The following is a 16770-nucleotide window of genomic DNA, read 5'->3' as shown; positions in this document are numbered from 1 at the left end:
AGGGCGGTGCCCACGGCTACGCTCGCCACTCGGCTGGTCGATCGCATGGATTCATCCCTCCTCAGCCAGTGGTGAAGGTGAAGTCGTCGAGCTCGTACAGGGCGCTCGCGCTCCCCTTGAAGACCAGGTAGAGCGTGGTGGTGCCCCTGGGCGCGCGGGACAGGCCGGCGCTGACGTCCTGGTAGTTCTCCCAGCCGCCGGTGGCCGGCACGGTCGCCTTGCCGAGCAGCGTCCCCGTCGAGGAGCCGGCCCGGATCTCGAGCGTGCCGCCCGCGCCTGCGGAGGCGATGCGCGCGGTGATCTTCTTGGCGTCGGTGAGGACGTAGGGCGTGAAGGAGATCCAGTCGCCGTTGTCGATGTCGCCGACGGTCTTCCCGCCGTGCGCCGAAGCGCGCGCCGTGACCGTGACGCCGGAGCCGTTGCCGAAGTGCTCGGCCTGGCGGTGGCGCGGCTGGAGGACGTTCTGGTCGTGCGAGGTGAGCGCGGCCTGGCCGCCGCCTCCTCCGTCGGTGTACTCGGCGTCGAGGACTCCGAAGATGTTGGCGTCCTGGTCGTGGCCGCCGTCGGCGCTGGTCTGGAGGGTGCCGGTGCAGCCGTTCGCGGAGGTCACGGGGTGGCCGTGGCTGTCGTGGCCGAGGATGAATGTGACCTTGACCCGGGAGCAGTCGATGTTCGTGCCGTCCTCGGGGTCGGTGACCCGCACCTTGAACGGGATCGCGTCACCGAAGCTGAACAGCTGCCCGTCCTTGGGTGTCTCCAGCACCACCTTGGGCGCGGTGTTGCCGACGACGATCTGCACGCTCGCGCTGCCCGTGCGACCGCTCGGGTCCTTCGCGGTCAGCGTCGCCGTGTAGGTGCCGTTCTTCTTGTACTTGTACGTCGGGTTCGCCGCCGTCGATGTGCCGCCGTCGCCGAAGTCCCAGCTGTAGGTGAGGGTGTCGCCGTCCTGGTCGGTGGTGCCCTCGGAGGAGAACTGGACCCTCAGCGGGGCCTGCCCGGAGGTGCGGTTCGCCGCGGCCTGGGCCACCGGCGAGTGGCCGTCGGTCGCGTTCTCGATCCGGTACAGGCCGGAGTGCTCGTCGCCGCCGAACCAGGCGGTGCCGTAGTCGAGGACGTACAGCGCGCCGTCGGGGCCGAAGGCCATGTCCATCACCTGGGTGCCGGTCCAGGGGACGTTGTTGATGGACTGCACGGTGCCGCTGCCGTCGCTGACGATCCGCTTGATCCAGCGGCGGCCGAACTCACCGGCGAAGAAGTTGCCGTCGTAGGCCTGTGGGAACTTCACCGGCGAGTCGAGCGAGGCGTCGTAGTGGTAGACCGGGCCGCCCATCGGGGACTCGGAACCGTCGCCGAACTCCGGTACGGAGGGGCCGTTGTACGGGATCCAGGCGGGCTGGGCCGGAGGCAGGTCGGTCAGGCCGGTGTTGTGGGGCGAGGTGTTCTTCGGGGCGGCGCAGTCGAAGCTCGCACCCGAGGCCTTGGTCGTGAAGTCGTAGTCCACGTAGGCATCGTTGGCGCCGGTGCAGTACGGCCAGCCGAAGTTGCCGGGACCGGTGACCCGCGCGAACTCGACCTGCCCTGCCGGTCCGCGGGCCGGGTCCGCGGCGCCGGCATCGGGGCCGTAGTCGCCGACGTAGAGGATTCCGGTGGCCTTGTCGACGCTGAAGCGGAACGGGTTGCGGAAGCCCATCGCGTAGATCTCGGGCCGGGTCCTGTCGGTGCCGGGCGCGAAGAGGTTGCCGTCGGGGATCGCGTACGAGCCGTCGGCGTTCACCTTGATGCGCAGGATCTTGCCGCGCAGGTCGTTGGTGTTTCCGGCGGAGCGCTGGGCGTCGAAGGCCGGGTTGCGGTCCGCTCGCTCGTCGATGGGGGTGAAGCCGTCCGACTGGAAGGGGTTGGTGTCGTCGCCCGTCGACAGGTACAGGTTGCCCGCCGCGTCGAAGTCGATGTCGCCGCCGACGTGGCAGCAGATGCCGCGGGAGGCGGGGACGTCGAGGATCTTCGTCTCGCTGGCGGTGTCCAGCGTGCCGTCGGTCTTGAGCACGAAGCGGGAGAGGCGGTTGACGCCGTCGAAGGGCGCGAAGTCCGCCGCGGTGCCGGTGAACGGGGCGTCGCCGGCCGGCGTGTTCAGCGGGGGCGCGTAGTAGAGGTAGATGAAACGGTTCGCTGCGAAGTTCGGGTCGACGCCGATGCCCTGCAGACCCTCCTCGTCGTGGGAGTAGACGTCGAGCTTGCCGGCCAGCCGTGTGTTGCCCGCCGCGTCGGTGATGCGGAGTTCGCCGTCGCGCGAGGTGTGCAGGACCGAGCGGTCCGGGAGGACGGCGAGCGACATGGGCTCGCCGACCTCCGCCTCCCCCTTGGCCAGGGTGACCTGCTGGAAGTCCTCGGCCGCCGTGGTCCCCGCGTCGGCGACGGCTGCGCCGGCCTGGGGTGCGGTCAGGGTGAGGGTGGCGCCCGCCAGCAGTGCGCTGCCGATCAGGGCGACCGCCTTACGGAACGACGGGCGTCGTCTGCGGGTCTCGATTCTGCCGGTACTGGTGGTGCGGTGGTTCCCGTGCACGAATGCCTCCAGAAAGGGGCCGGTTGTACGGGCGGGTGCGTGCGCCGGGATGCGCCGTCATCCCGGAGAGCGGAAGAGGTCAGTTGCCGAACGCCGCGTCGAAGGAGGCCGACGGCGGCTCGAAGTCGTACGCCTTGAGGCGGGTCAGGGCCTCGGGTGCGCCCTGGAGCCGGTCCATGCCGGCGTCCTCCCACTCGATGGAGATGGGGCCCTGGTAGTCGATGGAACGCAGCATGCGGAAGACGTCCTCCCAGGGGACGTCGCCGTGCCCGGCGGACACGAAGTCCCAGCCGCGGCGGGGATCACCCCAGGGCAGGTGGGAGCCGAGACGGCCGTTGCGTCCGTCGAGGCGCTTGCGGGCTTCCTTGCAGTCGACGTGGTAGATCCGGTCGCGGAAGTCCCACAGGAAGCCGACCGGGTCGAGGTCCTGCCACACGAAATGCGAGGGGTCGAAGTTCAGGCCGAAGGCGGGACGGTGGCCGACGGCCTCCAGGGCACGCTGAGTCGTCCAGTAGTCGTAGGCGATCTCGCTGGGGTGGACCTCGTGGGCGAACCGCACGCCCTCGGCGTCGAACACGTCGAGGATCGGGTTCCAGCGCTCGGCGAAGTCCTCGTAGCCGCGTTCGATCATCGACTCGGGGGCGGGCGGGAACATGGCGACCAGGTGCCAGATGGCGGAGCCGGTGAAACCGATGACGGTGTCGACGCCGAACGCGGCCGCGGCGCGTGCCGTGTCGGCTATTTCCGCGGCGGCCCGCTGCCGTACGCCCTCCGCGTCGCCGTCGCCCCAGATGCGGGCCGGCAGGATGGCCCGGTGGCGCTCGTCGATGATGGCGTCGCAGACCGCCTGGCCCACCAGGTGGTTGGAGACGGCCCAGCACTTGAGGCCGTACTTGTCGAGGAGCTGGTGGCGGGAGGCGAGGTACGTCGGATCGGCGAGTGCCTTGTCGACCTCGAAGTGGTCGCCCCAGCAGGCGAGTTCGAGTCCGTCGTAGCCGAAGTCACGGGCGAGGCGGCAGACCTCCTCCAACGGGAGGTCGGCCCACTGGCCGGTGAAGAGCGTGAAGGTGCGCGGCATTGGCGAGGCCTCCTCAGATCGTTATCGGGGTGTAGACGGAGTTCTTCTCGGCGCTCTCCTCCACCGCCGCGAGGACGCGCTGCACCTGGAGTCCGTCGGCGAAGGAAGGGTCGGGCCTGCGGCCCTCGGCGATCGCGTGCACGAGGTCGCGGGCCTGGTGGACGAAGGTGTGCTCGTAGCCGAGGCCGTGGCCCGGCGGCCACCAGGCGTCCAGGTAGGGGTGGTCCGGCTCGGTGACGAGGATGCGCCGGAAGCCGGCGTGGGTGCTCGGCTCGCTGCCGTCGTGGTACGACAACTCGTTGAGGCGCTCCAGGTCGAAGGCCAGCGAGCCGCGCTCGCCGTTGAGTTCGATGCGCAGCGCGTTCTTGCGTCCGGTGGCGTACCGGGTGGCCTCGAAGGAGGCGAGGGCGCCGGAGAGGAAGCGGCCGGTGAACAGGGCGGCGTCGTCCACGGTCACCTGGCCGGTGCCGGCCGCCGAGCGGGCGGCCAGGCCGCTGGTCGGCCCGCCGGGCAGAGGCCGTTCGGGTACGAAGGTCTCGGTGAGCGCGGAGACTCCGGCCAGCCGCTCCCCCGCCAGGTACTGTGCCAGGTCCACGATGTGTGCCCCCAGATCGCCGAGCGCGCCCGATCCGGCCAGCTCCTTGCGCAGCCGCCAGGTCAACGGGAAGTCCCGGTCGACCAGCCAGTCCTGGAGATAGGTGACCCGCACGTGCCGCAGAGTGCCGAGCCTGCCCTCGGCGACCATCCGCCGGGCCAGGGCGGCGGCCGGCACGCGGCGGTAGTTGAAGCCGACCATCGCCAACGTGCCGCGTCGGTGCGCCGCTTCGGCGGCCTCGGTCATCGCCTCGGCCTGCTCCACGGTGTTCGCGAGGGGTTTCTCGCACAGGACGTGCTTGCCGACGGCGAGGGCGGCGAGGGCGATCTCGGCGTGGCTGTCGCCGGGGGTGCAGATGTCGACGAGGTCGATGTCGTCCCGGGCGATCAGGGTGCGCCAGTCGGTCTCGGCGGCCGCCCAGCCGTGCCGGTCGGCCGCCGCGCGCACGGCCGCCGCGTCCCGGCCGCAGATCGCGGCGAGGACCGGGCGGCGGGGCAGGTCGAAGACACGGCCCACGGTACGCCAGCCCTGGGAGTGGGCGGCGCCCATGAAGGCGTAGCCGACCATGCCGACGCGGAGCGGTGGCTTGTCTCCCCCTGATCCGTCCGACTGCTGCGGCTGTGCCATACGGATGTCCTCCTCGTCCTGGTGGTGGTGGCGCCGTGGGGGGTGCGGGCGGAACGGTTCAGCGGAAGCCGGTGGGCAGGTACTGGTCGACGTTGGTCTTGTCGACGACGGCCGAGTAGAGCGTGATCGACGCCGGGATCTCGTACTCGGCAAGGCCGCCGACGCCCTTGCCCTGACCGAGGGCGCGGGCGAGGTCGATCGCGGAGGCGGCCATGGTCGGCGGGTAGAGGACGGTCGCCTTCAGGACGCCGTTGTCCTGCTTGATGGCCTGGAACGCGGACAGCGCACCAGCGCCGCCGACCATCAGGAAGCCGTCCCGCCCGGCCTGCTCGATGGCCCGTAGCGCACCCACGCCCTGGTCGTCGTCGTGGTTCCACACGGCGTCGAACTTCGGCTGGGCCTGGAGGAGCTGGGCCATCTTGGCCTGTCCGGACTCGACCGTGAAGTCGGCGGCCTGGCGGGCCACCTTCTTGATGTTGGGGTAGTTCTTCAGCGCGTCGTCGAAGCCCTGGGTGCGCTGCTTGGTCAGCTCCAGGTTGTCGAGGCCGGCGAGCTCGATGACCTTGGCGTTCGACTTCCCCTTGAGCTTCTCGCCGATGTAGTGGCCGGCGTTGAGGCCCATGCCGTAGTTGTCGCCGCCGATCCAGCAGCGGTAGGCCTGCGGGGTGTTGAATATCCGGTCCAGGTTGACGACGGGGATGCCGGCCCGCATCGCCTTGAGGCCGACCTGGGTGAGCGCCTTGCCGTCGGCGGGCAGCACCACCAGCACGTCGACCTTCTTGTTGATCAGCGTCTCTATCTGGCCGATCTGCGCGGCGGTGTCGTTGGATCCCTCGGTGATCTCCAGCGTGACGTCCGCGTACTTCTTCGCGCGGCTCTTGGCGTTGTCGTTGATGGCGTTGAGCCAGCCATGGTCGGCCTGTGGACCGGCGAAGCCGATGGTGACGTGCTTGCCGGGCTTGTCGTCGGCGGCCGGCTGGTCGTTCGCCGCGGGCTTCTCGTCCTTGGGCTCGTTACTCGTGCAACCAGCGAGGAGGGCACCGGTGGATACGGCGGCGGCCCCGAAGAGCAGTCCTCTGCGACTGGTGAGGTGCGACATGTCGGTGAACCCTTTCCTCAGGTCGTGCTTGCGGTACGGCGCTGGACCAGCACGGCGGCGACGATGATCGCGCCCTTGGCGATCTGCTGGACGTCGCTCTGCAGGTTGTTCAGGGCGAAGATGTTGGTGATCGTGGTGAAGACCAGGACGCCGAGCACCGAGCCGGTGATGGTGCCGCGGCCCCCGCTGAGCAGTGTTCCGCCGATGATCGCGGCCGCGATGGCGTCGAGTTCGTAGAGGTTGCCGTTGGTGTTCTGGCCCGAGCCGGACAGGACGATCAGCAGGAAGGCGGCGATGCCGCAGCACAACCCGGACAGCAGGTACAGATACAGCCGCTGACGGCGTACGTCGATGCCGGCGAGGCGGGCCGCCTCCGCGTTTCCGCCGACGGCGACCGTGCGGCGCCCGAAGGTGGTGCGGTTGAGGATCAGCCAGCCGATGATCGTGACGACCGCGAAGACCATGACGAGCGGCGGGACGCCGAGCACGTACGCGTCGCGCTCGCCGAGGTCGAGGACGCTGCCGATGGTGACGATCTGCGTCTTGCCGTCGGTGATCTGCAGCGCCAGCCCGCGCGCCGAGGCCAGCATGGCCAGCGTGGCGATGAAGGGGACCATCCCGCCGTAGGCGATGAGCAGCCCGTTGACCAGGCCGCATCCGACGCCGACGATCAGCGCGGTGAAGAGGATGCCGGCGAAGCCGTACTCCTGGGTGGCGACGGTGGTCGCCCACACCGAGGCGAGCGCGACGATCGCGCCCACGGACAGGTCGATGCCGCCGGAGGTGATGACGAAGGTCATGCCGACGGTGACGACGCCGATCACCGAGGCCTGGGTGAGGACGAGCTGGAGGTTGCGGGTGTCGAGGAATTCGTCGGGCTTGGTGATCCCTCCGATGAGGATCAGCGCGGCGAGCACGCCGAGGAGGGAGAGGGTGCGGACGTCGGTGCGGGCCATCAGCCCCCGCCAGGCGGGGAGTTGACCGACCGAGGGCACCTTGTCGGTGCCGTCCCGCGGCGGGGACACGGGCTGCGTCATGACGCCGGGCTTCCTTCCATGACGAGGTCGAGTACGCGGTGTTCGTCGAGCTCCTGGGCGGGCGCCGTGTGGACGACGCGGCCCTCGCGGAGCACCAGCACGCGGTCGGCGAGGCCGAGCACCTCGGGCACCTCGCTGGAGACCAGCACCACGGCGAGGCCCTCGTCGGCGAGGCGCCGCACGACCGCGTACAACTCGGCGCGGGCTCCGACGTCGACGCCCCGGGTGGGCTCGTCGAGCAGCAGGACGCGGCAGCCGCGCAGCAGCCAGCGGGCCAGGACGGCCTTCTGCTGGTTGCCGCCGGAGAGGGTGCGCACGGGCACGGACGGGTTGTCGGGGCGCAGCGACAGCTCGCGGGTCGCGGCGCGCGCCGCCCCCAGTTCGGCGCCCTGGTCGATCCAACCGCCGTGCGAGAAGCGGGACATGGAGGAGACCGAGACATTTCGGGTGACGGACTCCAGCATCAGCAGGGCCTGCGCCTTGCGTTCCTCGGGGGCGAGTCCGAGACCGGCGCGGACGGCGGCGCGCACGCTGCCGGGCCGCAACGGGCGTCCTTCGACGAGTACTTGGCCGGCGCTCGGCTTACGGGCGCCGTAGATGGTCTCCAGGATCTCCGAGCGCCCCGAACCGACCAGCCCGGCGAGGCCGACGATCTCCCCGGGGCGCACCGCCAGGTCGAGGGGCTCGAACTCGCCGTCCCGGGCGAGTCCTCGAACCTCCAGCAGTGGCTGTCCCTGCGCGCGGCGGCCCCCCGACGGCCGCTCGGGGAAGACGTACTCGACGTTCCGTCCCGTCATCAGCGCGACGACCTCGCGGGTGGGGGTCGTCTTCGCGGGCAGCCCGCCCGCCACCGCGCGTCCGTCCTTCAGCACGGTCACGCGGTCTCCGATGCGACGGATCTCCTCCAGGCGGTGCGAGATGTAGACGACGGCTACTCCGTCGGCGGTCAGATCGCCGACGATCCGGAAGAGGTTGTCGACCTCGTCGGGGTCGAGCGCGGCGGACGGCTCATCCATCACGATCAGCCGTACGTCGTGGGAGAGCGCCCGTGCCATGGAGACGATCTGCTGCTGGGCCGCCGACAACTCGCCGACCAGGCGCGCCGGGTCGATCTCCGGGTGCCCGAGTCGCCTCAGGAGCTGGGCGGTCGAGGCACGGGCAGCCTTTCCCCGTACCACGAATCCGGCGGTCGTGGGTTCATGACCGAGGTGGACGTTCTCGGCCACCGACAGGTGTTCCACCAGGTCGAGTTCCTGGTAGATGGTGGCGATGCCGAGGCGCATGGCGGCGATCGGCGAGCGCAGGGTGACCGGTTCGCCGCGCCAGCGGATGGTCCCGTCGTCGGGCTGGTGGGCGCCGGCCAGGACCTTGATCAGGGTGGACTTCCCGGCCCCGTTCTGGCCGAGCAGGCAGTGCACTTCACCGGCCTGGACGTCGAGGTCGACGCCGTCGAGGGCCCGGACTCCGGGGAACGACTTGGTGATGCCGGACATGCTGAGCAGCGGTGGTTCTGGTGCCATGACGGTTCCCCTCGGCGGGCGTGCGGGCCGGTTTCAGGGCAAAACCCGTGATTTCGGGCAGGGCAGAGCAAGGCGCTGTGCTGGGTGAGTGGTGATACGGCTGATGCTTGAGCTGAAGTTCGGCTGATGCTTGAGCTGAAGTTCGGCTGATGCTTGAGCTGAAGTTCGGCGGGTGCTTACGCGGGTGAGAAGAGGTGGTCACTGATGAGGCGGGCGGCGCCGATGATTCCGGCGGTGGGGCCCAGCTCGCCCAGGACGATGGGGAGATTGCCGGTCGCGAGCGGCAACGACTGACGGTAGACCTGGGTGCGGATCGCGGCGAGCAGGGTGTGGCCGAGGCCGGTCACACCGCCGCCGATCACCACGAGCCCCGGGTTGAAGAAGCTGACCAGGCCGGCGATGACCTGGCCGGTGCGGGTGCCGCCCTCCCGGATGAGGTCGAGCGAGGTGGCGTCGCCGGCTGCGGCCGCGGCGGCGACGTCGACGGCGGTGAGGCCGCCGTTCGTCTCCAGCCGTGCGGCGAGCTCCGCCGAACGTCCCTGCTGGGCCGCTTCCAGCGCGTCGTGGGCGAGGGCGGCACCGCTGAAGTGGGCCTCCAGACAGCCCCGGTTGCCGCAGGCGCAGGGGCGTCCGTCGGCCACGGCCTGGATGTGCCCGATGTCGCCTGCGCTGCCCGTCGTACCGCGGTGGACCTCACCGCCGACGACGATGCCGCAGCCGATGCCGGTGCCGATCTTGATGCAGAGGAAGTCGCCCACGGAGCGCGCGACGCCCGCGTGCTGCTCCCCCATCGCCATCAGGTTCACGTCGTTGTCGACCATGACCGGGCAGCCGAGTTCCTGGCTGAGCGCCTCGCGCACCGGGAAGCCGTCCCAGCCCGGCATGATCGGGGGCGCCACGGGGACCCCCTCGGGGAAGCGGACCGGGCCCGGGACGCCGATGCCGGCGCCGTCGAAGCCCTCCGCGAGGCCGGAGGTCTTCAGCTTCGCGGCCATGGAGAGGACTTGTTCGAAGACCGCGACAGGGCCCTCTCGCACGTCCATGGGGTGGTTGAGGTGCCCCAGCACCTCCAGTTCGGCGTTGGTGACCGCGACGTCGACCGAGGTGGCGCCGATGTCGACGCCGAGGAAACGCAGGTTCGGGGCGAGCCGGATGTTGTGGGAGCGTCGGCCGCCGCGCGAGGCGGCGAGTCCGTCGGCCACGACCAGTCCCGTCTCCAGGAGCCGGTCGACCTCAACCGCCAGTTTGGACCGTGACAGGTCGACCTGGTCGCCCAGCTGCGCACGGGAGTTCGGGCCCCCGTCGCGCAACAGCTTGAGCAGTCGGGCCTGATGCGCGTTGGCGGGTCGTGCCGTCATACGTCTCACGAGCCCCTCCCCGCCTCAATTCGGCTTGTGCACACCGGTTTCCGGCCGCATTCGTGGCTTGCTTTCGAGGGGAACGTAGCAGTGGCTGCCGAACCTGGGAAGAAGCCGTGCACAGATTGCCGCGAACTTTCTCCACTCGCAGGACAAAGAGGTGAGCCCGTGGCGCCGGCCATCGCGCTGCTCGGAGTCCACCCGTCAGCCGTCGCGGGACTCCTCGCCCAGGTCGCGGTGTCGGTGGCGATACTCGGGGTCGAGGCCTGCCGGAGTGTCCCCGGCAGGAAGCGGGTTCAGGACTTCGCCCGCGCGTGGTACGACCGCCGTGTGTGCTCCGTGTGCTCGCGCATGAGCTGCGTGGCACGCTCCTCGTCACGGTCCGCGATCGCGGCGATCAGGTCGCGGTGCTCGATCCAGGACTGCTGTCCGCGCTGCCGGGCGACCGGCGTGTAGTACCAGCGCACCCGGCGGTCGACCTGCGCCGCGAGCTCCGCGAGCACCGCGTTGCCGGCCAGTTCCATGATCTTCGCGTGGAAGCGGGCGTTCAGGGTGACGGCCGCCTCCACGTCGTCGGCGGCGACGGCCTGCAGTCCCTGCGCCAACAGCTCGTCCAGCGCCGCGATACCGGCGCTGGACGCGTTCGCCGCGGCGAGTCGGGCGGCCTCGGCCTCCAGGAGCGTACGGACCGTGAGGAGCTGGTCGGCCTCCGCCTCCGTCGGCTCGTGCACGAACGCGCCCTGGGCGGGCCGCAGATCGACCCATCCCTCGGTGTTCAGCCGCTGCAGCGCCTCGCGCACCGGCTGCCGGGAAACCCCGAGGTGCCCGGCCAGTTCGCTCTCGACGAGGTGCTGGCCGGGCTGAAGGGCGCGCGTGGTGATGAGTTCGAGCAGCGCCTCGTAGACCCGGTCGCGCAGCGGGCCGGGCCGCTCCAGCTTGGGCACCGCTCCCTGCGGCAGTCCTGTCGACAACATCGCGGTCCCCCTCCAGAGCAACGGCAGCGCGGCGGCCGAGAGGCCAGTATGGATTGTCTTTCGTCTACAGTCTACGGCGCACAAGGGCCAGGGCCAGGGGGAGTTGGCCTCGTCACACCGCTCCTTCGTGCAGGTGACACCACCTGTCGCGCAGGCGGCACCACCCCTCCCGCAGGTGACACCACCGCTTGGGAAGGCGGCCTCACCGCGTACGGCGCCGTCACGGGCAGCGGACGACCTGCCCCGCGTACGACAGGTTCCCGCCGAACCCGAAGAGCAGCACGGGGTCGCCGGTCGAGATCTCCCCACGTTCCACGAGCTTCGAGAACGCCAGCGGGATGCTCGCCGCCGAGGTGTTCCCGGACTCGGTGACATCGCGGGCGACGACCGCGTTCACGGCGCCGATCTTCTGGGCGAGCGGCTCGATGATGCGCAGGTTCGCCTGGTGCAGCACCACCGCGGCGAGGTCCTCGGGTGCGACCTGGGCCCGCTCGCAGACCTGGCGCGCGATGGGCGGCAGCTGGGTGGTCGCCCACCGGTACACGCTCTGCCCCTCCTGTGCGAACCGCGCGGGCGTGCCCTCGATGCGCACGGCGTGCCCCATCTCGGGCACGGAACCCCACAGCACGGGCCCGATGCCGGGCTCCTGACCCGGGGAGCACGCCTCGACGACGGCGGCCCCGGCGCCGTCTCCGACGAGCACGCACGTCGTACGGTCGCTCCAGTCCGTCACCTCGGACATTTTGTCGGCGCCGATGACGAGCACCCGTGTGGCCGCACCCGCGCGCACGGCATGGTCGGCGGTGGCGAGGGTGTGCGTGAAGCCGGCGCAGACGACGTTGATGTCCATCACGGCGGCCTGCGGGATGCCGAGCCGGGCCGCGACGCGGGCGGCCATGTTCGGCGAGCGGTCCACGGCCGTGGAGGTGGCGACGAGGACCATGTCGATGTCGCCGGGCGTCCGCCCCGCCGCCGCGAGCGCCTTGGCGGCGGCGTGCGCGGCCAGCTCGTCGACGGGCTCGTCGGGCCCGGCGATGTGGCGCGTGCGGATGCCCACCCGGGTTCTGATCCACTCGTCGCTGGTGTCGACCATGCCCGCCAGGTCCTCGTTCGTGAGAATCCTGGCGGGCTGGTAGTGGCCGACGGCGGCGATGCGTGAGCCGTTCATGGGTGGTCCCCCCTCGTTGCCTGGGTAGCGGGATCCACCAGTCTGATCAGTGACTCACCGGTACGACGGCACGTGAAGCGACAGGAATGGGGCGCCTGTCTTGTCGGCTTCCCTCAGCTCCTCGGACGCCCGAGCATGTCCCGTACGGGCGACCCGGCCCCCGGCCCCACCCTTTCCCCCTCATCCGGTGAAGAGCTGCTTGGCCTTGAGTACGAGCTCGTAGAGTCCATAGCACAGGGGTGCGCCCACCCACAGCCAGGAGAGGGCGATCAGGGCGCGTCGGTCAGGCGGGCTGCTCTCGCCGGCCATCGGCGGCCTCCTCGGGTGCGGGAATGTGGTGGCGGGGGTGGACGGGCCGTACGAGCTCGTTGGCGATGAACCCGATGACGAGCAGCCCGATCATGATCATGAAGGACAGGCCGTAGAGGGACGACCCGTGCTTGCCGGCCTCCTTCTGGTGGTCGGCGATCCAGTTCACGATCAGCGGGCCGAGGACACCGGCGGTCGACCAGGCGGTGAGCAGCCGGCCGTGGATCGCGCCGACCTGGTACGCCCCGAAGAGATCCTTCAGGTAGGCGGGGATGGTCGCGAAGCCGCCGCCGTAGAAGGAGAGGATCACGAGCGCACACAGGATGAACAGGGGCTTGGACGAGTCGCCGAACGACGCGATGAGCAGGTACATGAGTGCGCCGACGCCCAGATAGAGACGGTAGATGTTCTTGCGCCCGATCAGGTCGGAGGTCGACGACCAGCCGATGCGGCCCGCCATGTTCGCCGCCGACAGCAGCGCGACGAAGCCCGCGGCCGCGGTCACCGACACCGGGGTGGAGGTGTCCGCGAAGAAGTCCGTGATCATCGGGGCGGCCTTCTCGAGGATTCCGATGCCGGCGGTCACGTTCATGCAGAGCACGATCCACAGGCACCAGAACTGCGGGGTGCGTACGGCGCTGCGGGCGGAGACCTGCACGCCTTCCAAGGCGCTCGGTCCGGCCACTGTGCTCGCACGGTCCGCGGTGCGCGGCACCCGCACCAGCAGCACGCCGAGCGACATGAAGACGGCGTAGGACAGCCCGTGCACGAGGAAGGCGAGCGCGATCCCGGAGTGGTCGGAGCCGAACGACTGCAGCATCTGCGCCGACCAGGGCGAGGCGATCAGCGCGCCGCCGCCGAAGCCCATGATGGCGATGCCGGTGGCCATGCCGGGCCGGTCCGGGAACCACTTGATGAGTGTGGAGACGGGTGAGATGTAGCCGATGCCGAGGCCGATCCCGCCGACGAAGCCGTAGCCGAGGACGATCAGCCAGTACTGCTCGCTCGCCGCGCCGAGCGCCGAGAGCAGGAAGCCGGAGGAGAAGCAGACCAGGGCCACGGTCATCGCCCAGCGCGGCCCGTTGCGTTCCACGAGCGTGCCGCCGAACGCGGCGGACAGGCCGAGCATGACGATGCCCAGCTGGAAGGGGAGCGCGCTCTGCGTGCCGCTGAGGTGCAGGGCGGATTCGAGGGGCGGCTTGAACACGCTCCAGGCGTAGGCCTGGCCGATGGAGAGGTGGACGGACAGAGCGGCGGGCGGGACGAGCCAGCGGCTCCATCCCGGGGGTGCGACAGGAGGGCTCATGATCCCGAACGGTATGAAGACAGAAGGGAGTTGAGAACCCGTCGGGTCGACCGTATGCGGTGAGCGGTATCCAGTGTGCGACGAACGGTCGTACCGGTCGGTTGCCGGTGCTGCGCGGACCCTTGCCGACCCAAGTTCCATACTGTAGACAATATTTCGTCGACAGGCTTCGGCCACCTCGGCACACCTAGGCAGACTTCGCCCCCTCCACCTCCGCGGTACTCCCTCGACCGAACGGAGTGTTCCCGTGAAAGTCGCAGTCCTCGGCGCCGGTGCGATCGGCGCCTACGTCGGCGCCGCGCTCCACCGCGCGGGCGCCGATGTGCACCTCGTCGCCCGTGGACCGCATCTGGCGGCCATGAGGCGGCACGGAGTGCAGGTGCTCAGCCCGCGCGGCGACTTCACCGCGCACACCCACGCCACCGACGACCCGGCCGAGATCGGCCCGGTCGACTATGTGTTCCTGGGTCTGAAGGCCAACTCGTACGCGGCGTGCGGGCCGCTGATCGAGCCGCTCCTGCACGGCACCACGGCGGTCGTGGCCGCCCAGAACGGCATTCCCTGGTGGTACTTCCACCGGCACGGCGGCCCCCACGACGGCCACCGCGTGGAAAGTGTGGACCCGTCCGGCGCGGTCAGTGCGGTGCTCGCGCCCGAACGGGCCATCGGATGCGTCGTCTACGCGGCGACCGAACTGGAGGGCCCGGGTGTCGTACGCCACCTCGAAGGCACCCGGTTCTCCATCGGCGAGCCCGATCGCAGTGTCTCGGCGCGCTGTCTGGCGCTGAGCGAGGCCATGCGGGCCGGCGGTCTGAAGTGTCCGGTGGAGCCGGACCTGCGCAACGACATCTGGCTCAAGCTGCTCGGCAACATCTCCTTCAACCCGATCAGCGCGCTGGCCCGGGCGACCATGCGGCAGATGTGCCTGCACGGCGGCACCCGCAAGGTCATCGAGATCATGATGCGCGAGACGCTCGCGGTCGCCGAGGCACTCGGCTGCGAGGTCGGCGTCTCCATCGAACGGCGCCTCGCGGGCGCGGAACGCGTCGGCGACCACCGCACCTCCACGCTCCAGGACCTGGAGCGCGGCAAACCGCTCGAACTCGACGTGCTCCTGGCGGCCGTCGTCGAGTTGGCGGAGATCACCGGCGTGGAGGTGCCCACCCTGCGCACCGTCCACGCCATCTCGGACCTGCTCGCGCTGAGGAGCGCCGCATGAGGAAACGCGAACCGAAGACCTACACCCGGCTCACGCACCCGCTCGTCAGGGACTCCCGCGACGAACCGTTCCGGCAGGCGAGTTGGGACGAGGCGCTGGACCGCGCCGCCCGGGGCCTTCGGGCGGCCCGCGGCGCGTTCGGGATGTTCTCCTGCGCCCGCGCGACCAACGAGATGAACTATGTGGCGCAGAAGTTCGCCCGGGTGGTCATGGGCACCAACAACGTCGACTCCTGCAACCGCACCTGTCACGCCCCGAGCGTGGCGGGTCTGTCGGCGGCCTTCGGCTCGGGCGGCGGGACGTCGTCGTACGAGGAGATCGAGCACACGGACGTCATCGTGATGTGGGGCTCCAACGCCCGCTTCGCGCACCCGATCTTCTTCCAGCACGCGCTGAAGGGGATCAGGAACGGGGCGCGGATGTACGCGGTCGATCCGCGCCGCACGTCGACGGCCGAGTGGGCGGAGAGCTGGCTCGGTCTGAACGTCGGCACGGACATCCCGATGGCGCACGCGATCGGCCGCGAGATCATCCACGCGGGCCTCGTCAACGAGGCGTTCGTCGAGCGGGCCACGTCCGGCTTCGAGGAGTACCGGAAGCTGGTCGAGCCGTGGACGCTGTCGCTCGCCGAGAAGGTGACGGGGGTACCGGCCCGCGCCATCAAGGAGCTGGCGCACGCCTACGCCCGCGCCGAGCGCGCCCAGTTGTGCTGGACCCTCGGTATCACCGAGCACCACAACGGCACGGACAACGTCCGCGCGTTGATCAACCTGTCCCTGCTGACCGGCCACGTGGGCCGCTACGCCTCCGGGCTGCAGCCCCTGCGCGGGCAGAACAACGTGCAGGGCGGCGGCGACATGGGTGCCATCCCCAACCGCCTGCCCGGCTTCCAGGACATCCTCGATCCCGAGGCGCGCCACAGGTTCGAGTCCGCGTGGGACACCGTCATCCAGCCGCACTACGGGCTGAACCTGACGGAGATGTTCGAGGCGATGGAGGAGGGCGCGCTCAAGGCGGTCTACTGCATCGGCGAGAACCCGGCGCAGTCGGAGGCGGACAGCGAGCAGGCGGTACGACGGCTGAAGGCGCTCGACTTCCTCGTCGTGCAGGACATCTTCCTCACGAGGACGGCGGAACTGGCGGACGTCGTGCTGCCCGCCACCGCCGGGTGGGCGGAGACCGATGGCACGACGACCAACAGTGAGCGGCGGGTTCAGCGCGTACGCCGGGCCGTGACCCCGCCCGGCAAGGCGCGCGAGGACATCGACATCATCTGCGACCTGGCGGCGCGGCTTGGCCACGCGTGGAAGTACGCGGACGCCGAGGCCGTCTGGAACGAGCTGAGGTCGGTGTCGCCGGACCACTACGGGATGACGTACGAGCGGCTGGAGGAGCACCAGGGCATCCAGTGGCCGTGCCCGAGCACGGACGGGCTCGAACCGACGTATCTGCACGGGCGGTTGTGGGAGACGGACGCGGTCAGGCGGGGGAGGCCGGCGCCGTTCGGGATCGTGCAGCACGACCCGCCCGTCGACCTGACCGACGAGGAGTACCCGATCCGGCTGACGACGGGGCGGCGGCTGGACTCGTACAACACCGGGGTGCAGAGCGGTGGTTTCGCCTCGCCTCTGCGGCGTGGCGAGTACGTCGAGCTGTGCCCGGAGGACGCCGAGCGGTACGGGGTCGTGGTCGGCGAGGAGGTCCGGGTGACCTCGCGGCGCGGGTCGGTGGTGGCGCCGGTGTGGGTCGACACCGCGCTGCGGCCCGGGCTCGCCTTCATGACCATGCACTTTCCCGACGAGGTGGACACCAACCAGCTGACGATCGAGGCCAACTGCCCGATCGCCGGCACGGCCGAGTTCAAGGCGTCGGCGATCCGGATCGAGAAGCTTCCGGCCCCGGCCTACGTGAGGTGATGTG

At 70.2% G+C, this 16770-nt stretch carries 13 protein-coding genes; 2 read left to right on the top strand and 11 right to left on the bottom strand.

The window, feature by feature from the left end; all coding sequences use genetic code 11:
• Nucleotides 1-61 precede the first annotated feature (61 nt).
• The 11 genes from Q2K21_RS13340 to Q2K21_RS13290 form a co-directional block, all read right to left on the bottom strand.
• Nucleotides 62-2560 (bottom strand): PQQ-dependent sugar dehydrogenase, encoded by a 2499-nt coding sequence (locus Q2K21_RS13340; RefSeq protein ID WP_310770284.1) that lies wholly within the window; start codon nucleotides 2558-2560, stop codon nucleotides 62-64.
• Between the two features lie 79 nt (nucleotides 2561-2639).
• Nucleotides 2640-3638 carry a sugar phosphate isomerase/epimerase family protein gene (locus Q2K21_RS13335; protein ID WP_310770282.1) on the bottom strand — a complete coding sequence of 333 codons (999 nt, stop codon included), beginning with the start codon at nucleotides 3636-3638 and terminating at the stop codon, nucleotides 2640-2642.
• A 13-nt stretch (nucleotides 3639-3651) separates the two neighbouring features.
• Complete coding sequence (locus Q2K21_RS13330) at nucleotides 3652-4860, bottom strand: Gfo/Idh/MocA family protein (RefSeq protein WP_310770280.1); 1209 nt, start codon at nucleotides 4858-4860, stop codon at nucleotides 3652-3654.
• 58 nt (nucleotides 4861-4918) lie between these two features.
• Nucleotides 4919-5959, bottom strand: a complete 1041-nt coding sequence (locus Q2K21_RS13325; protein WP_310770277.1) for a substrate-binding domain-containing protein — start codon at nucleotides 5957-5959, stop codon at nucleotides 4919-4921.
• A 17-nt stretch (nucleotides 5960-5976) separates the two neighbouring features.
• On the bottom strand, nucleotides 5977-6996 hold the full coding sequence (locus Q2K21_RS13320) for an ABC transporter permease (RefSeq protein ID WP_310770275.1): 1020 nt from the start codon (nucleotides 6994-6996) through the stop codon (nucleotides 5977-5979).
• Nucleotides 6993-8516: a sugar ABC transporter ATP-binding protein gene (locus Q2K21_RS13315; protein WP_310770273.1), complete on the bottom strand. Its 1524-nt coding sequence runs from the start codon at nucleotides 8514-8516 to the stop codon at nucleotides 6993-6995. The genes Q2K21_RS13320 and Q2K21_RS13315 overlap by 4 nt, the downstream gene beginning before the upstream one ends.
• Before the next feature lie 176 nt (nucleotides 8517-8692).
• Complete coding sequence (locus Q2K21_RS13310; RefSeq protein WP_310780910.1) at nucleotides 8693-9874, bottom strand: ROK family transcriptional regulator; 1182 nt, start codon at nucleotides 9872-9874, stop codon at nucleotides 8693-8695.
• A gap of 296 nt (nucleotides 9875-10170) precedes the next feature.
• The gene (locus Q2K21_RS13305; protein ID WP_310770271.1) at nucleotides 10171-10848 is read right to left on the bottom strand and encodes a GntR family transcriptional regulator; all 678 of its coding nucleotides are present in this window, start codon (nucleotides 10846-10848) and stop codon (nucleotides 10171-10173) included.
• A gap of 220 nt (nucleotides 10849-11068) precedes the next feature.
• A complete protein-coding gene (locus tag Q2K21_RS13300; RefSeq protein ID WP_310770269.1) occupies nucleotides 11069-12016 on the bottom strand; it encodes a beta-ketoacyl-ACP synthase III in 948 nt (315 codons plus the stop codon).
• A gap of 180 nt (nucleotides 12017-12196) precedes the next feature.
• Complete coding sequence (locus Q2K21_RS13295; RefSeq protein WP_310770267.1) at nucleotides 12197-12325, bottom strand: MFS transporter small subunit; 129 nt, start codon at nucleotides 12323-12325, stop codon at nucleotides 12197-12199.
• On the bottom strand, nucleotides 12300-13631 hold the full coding sequence (locus tag Q2K21_RS13290; RefSeq protein WP_310770265.1) for an OFA family MFS transporter: 1332 nt from the start codon (nucleotides 13629-13631) through the stop codon (nucleotides 12300-12302). The genes Q2K21_RS13295 and Q2K21_RS13290 overlap by 26 nt, the downstream gene beginning before the upstream one ends.
• Before the next feature lie 247 nt (nucleotides 13632-13878).
• On the opposite strand from Q2K21_RS13290, the gene Q2K21_RS13285 reads away from it, so the two are divergent.
• Nucleotides 13879-14850, top strand: a complete 972-nt coding sequence (locus Q2K21_RS13285) for a 2-dehydropantoate 2-reductase (protein ID WP_310770263.1) — start codon at nucleotides 13879-13881, stop codon at nucleotides 14848-14850.
• Nucleotides 14847-16766 (top strand): molybdopterin oxidoreductase family protein, encoded by a 1920-nt coding sequence (locus Q2K21_RS13280; protein WP_310770261.1) that lies wholly within the window; start codon nucleotides 14847-14849, stop codon nucleotides 16764-16766. Before Q2K21_RS13285 ends, Q2K21_RS13280 begins: the two co-directional genes overlap by 4 nt.
• The last annotated feature ends 4 nt before the right edge of the window (nucleotides 16767-16770 follow it).

Source organism: Streptomyces sp. CGMCC 4.7035 (assembly GCF_031583065.1).
GTDB lineage: Bacteria > Actinomycetota > Actinomycetes > Streptomycetales > Streptomycetaceae > Streptomyces > Streptomyces yaanensis.
The sequence above is the reverse complement of the archived record's forward strand: the minus strand, read 5'-3'. Positions and strand labels throughout refer to the sequence as shown.

Excerpts from the sequence above, each read along its gene's own strand:
- Q2K21_RS13325 (WP_310770277.1), bottom strand. The coding sequence starts at position 5,959 with ATGTCGCACCTCACCAGTCGCAGAGGACTGCTCTTCGGGGCCGCCGCC.
- Q2K21_RS13335 (WP_310770282.1), bottom strand. The coding sequence starts at position 3,638 with ATGCCGCGCACCTTCACGCTCTTCACCGGCCAGTGGGCCGACCTCCCG.
- Q2K21_RS13280 (WP_310770261.1), top strand. The coding sequence starts at position 14,847 with ATGAGGAAACGCGAACCGAAGACCTACACCCGGCTCACGCACCCGCTC.
- Q2K21_RS13295 (WP_310770267.1), bottom strand. The coding sequence starts at position 12,325 with ATGGCCGGCGAGAGCAGCCCGCCTGACCGACGCGCCCTGATCGCCCTC.
- Q2K21_RS13290 (WP_310770265.1), bottom strand. The coding sequence starts at position 13,631 with ATGAGCCCTCCTGTCGCACCCCCGGGATGGAGCCGCTGGCTCGTCCCG.
- Q2K21_RS13300 (WP_310770269.1), bottom strand. The coding sequence starts at position 12,016 with ATGAACGGCTCACGCATCGCCGCCGTCGGCCACTACCAGCCCGCCAGG.
- Q2K21_RS13330 (WP_310770280.1), bottom strand. The coding sequence starts at position 4,860 with ATGGCACAGCCGCAGCAGTCGGACGGATCAGGGGGAGACAAGCCACCG.
- Q2K21_RS13320 (WP_310770275.1), bottom strand. The coding sequence starts at position 6,996 with ATGACGCAGCCCGTGTCCCCGCCGCGGGACGGCACCGACAAGGTGCCC.
- Q2K21_RS13315 (WP_310770273.1), bottom strand. The coding sequence starts at position 8,516 with ATGGCACCAGAACCACCGCTGCTCAGCATGTCCGGCATCACCAAGTCG.
- Q2K21_RS13310 (WP_310780910.1), bottom strand. The coding sequence starts at position 9,874 with ATGACGGCACGACCCGCCAACGCGCATCAGGCCCGACTGCTCAAGCTG.
- Q2K21_RS13305 (WP_310770271.1), bottom strand. The coding sequence starts at position 10,848 with ATGTTGTCGACAGGACTGCCGCAGGGAGCGGTGCCCAAGCTGGAGCGG.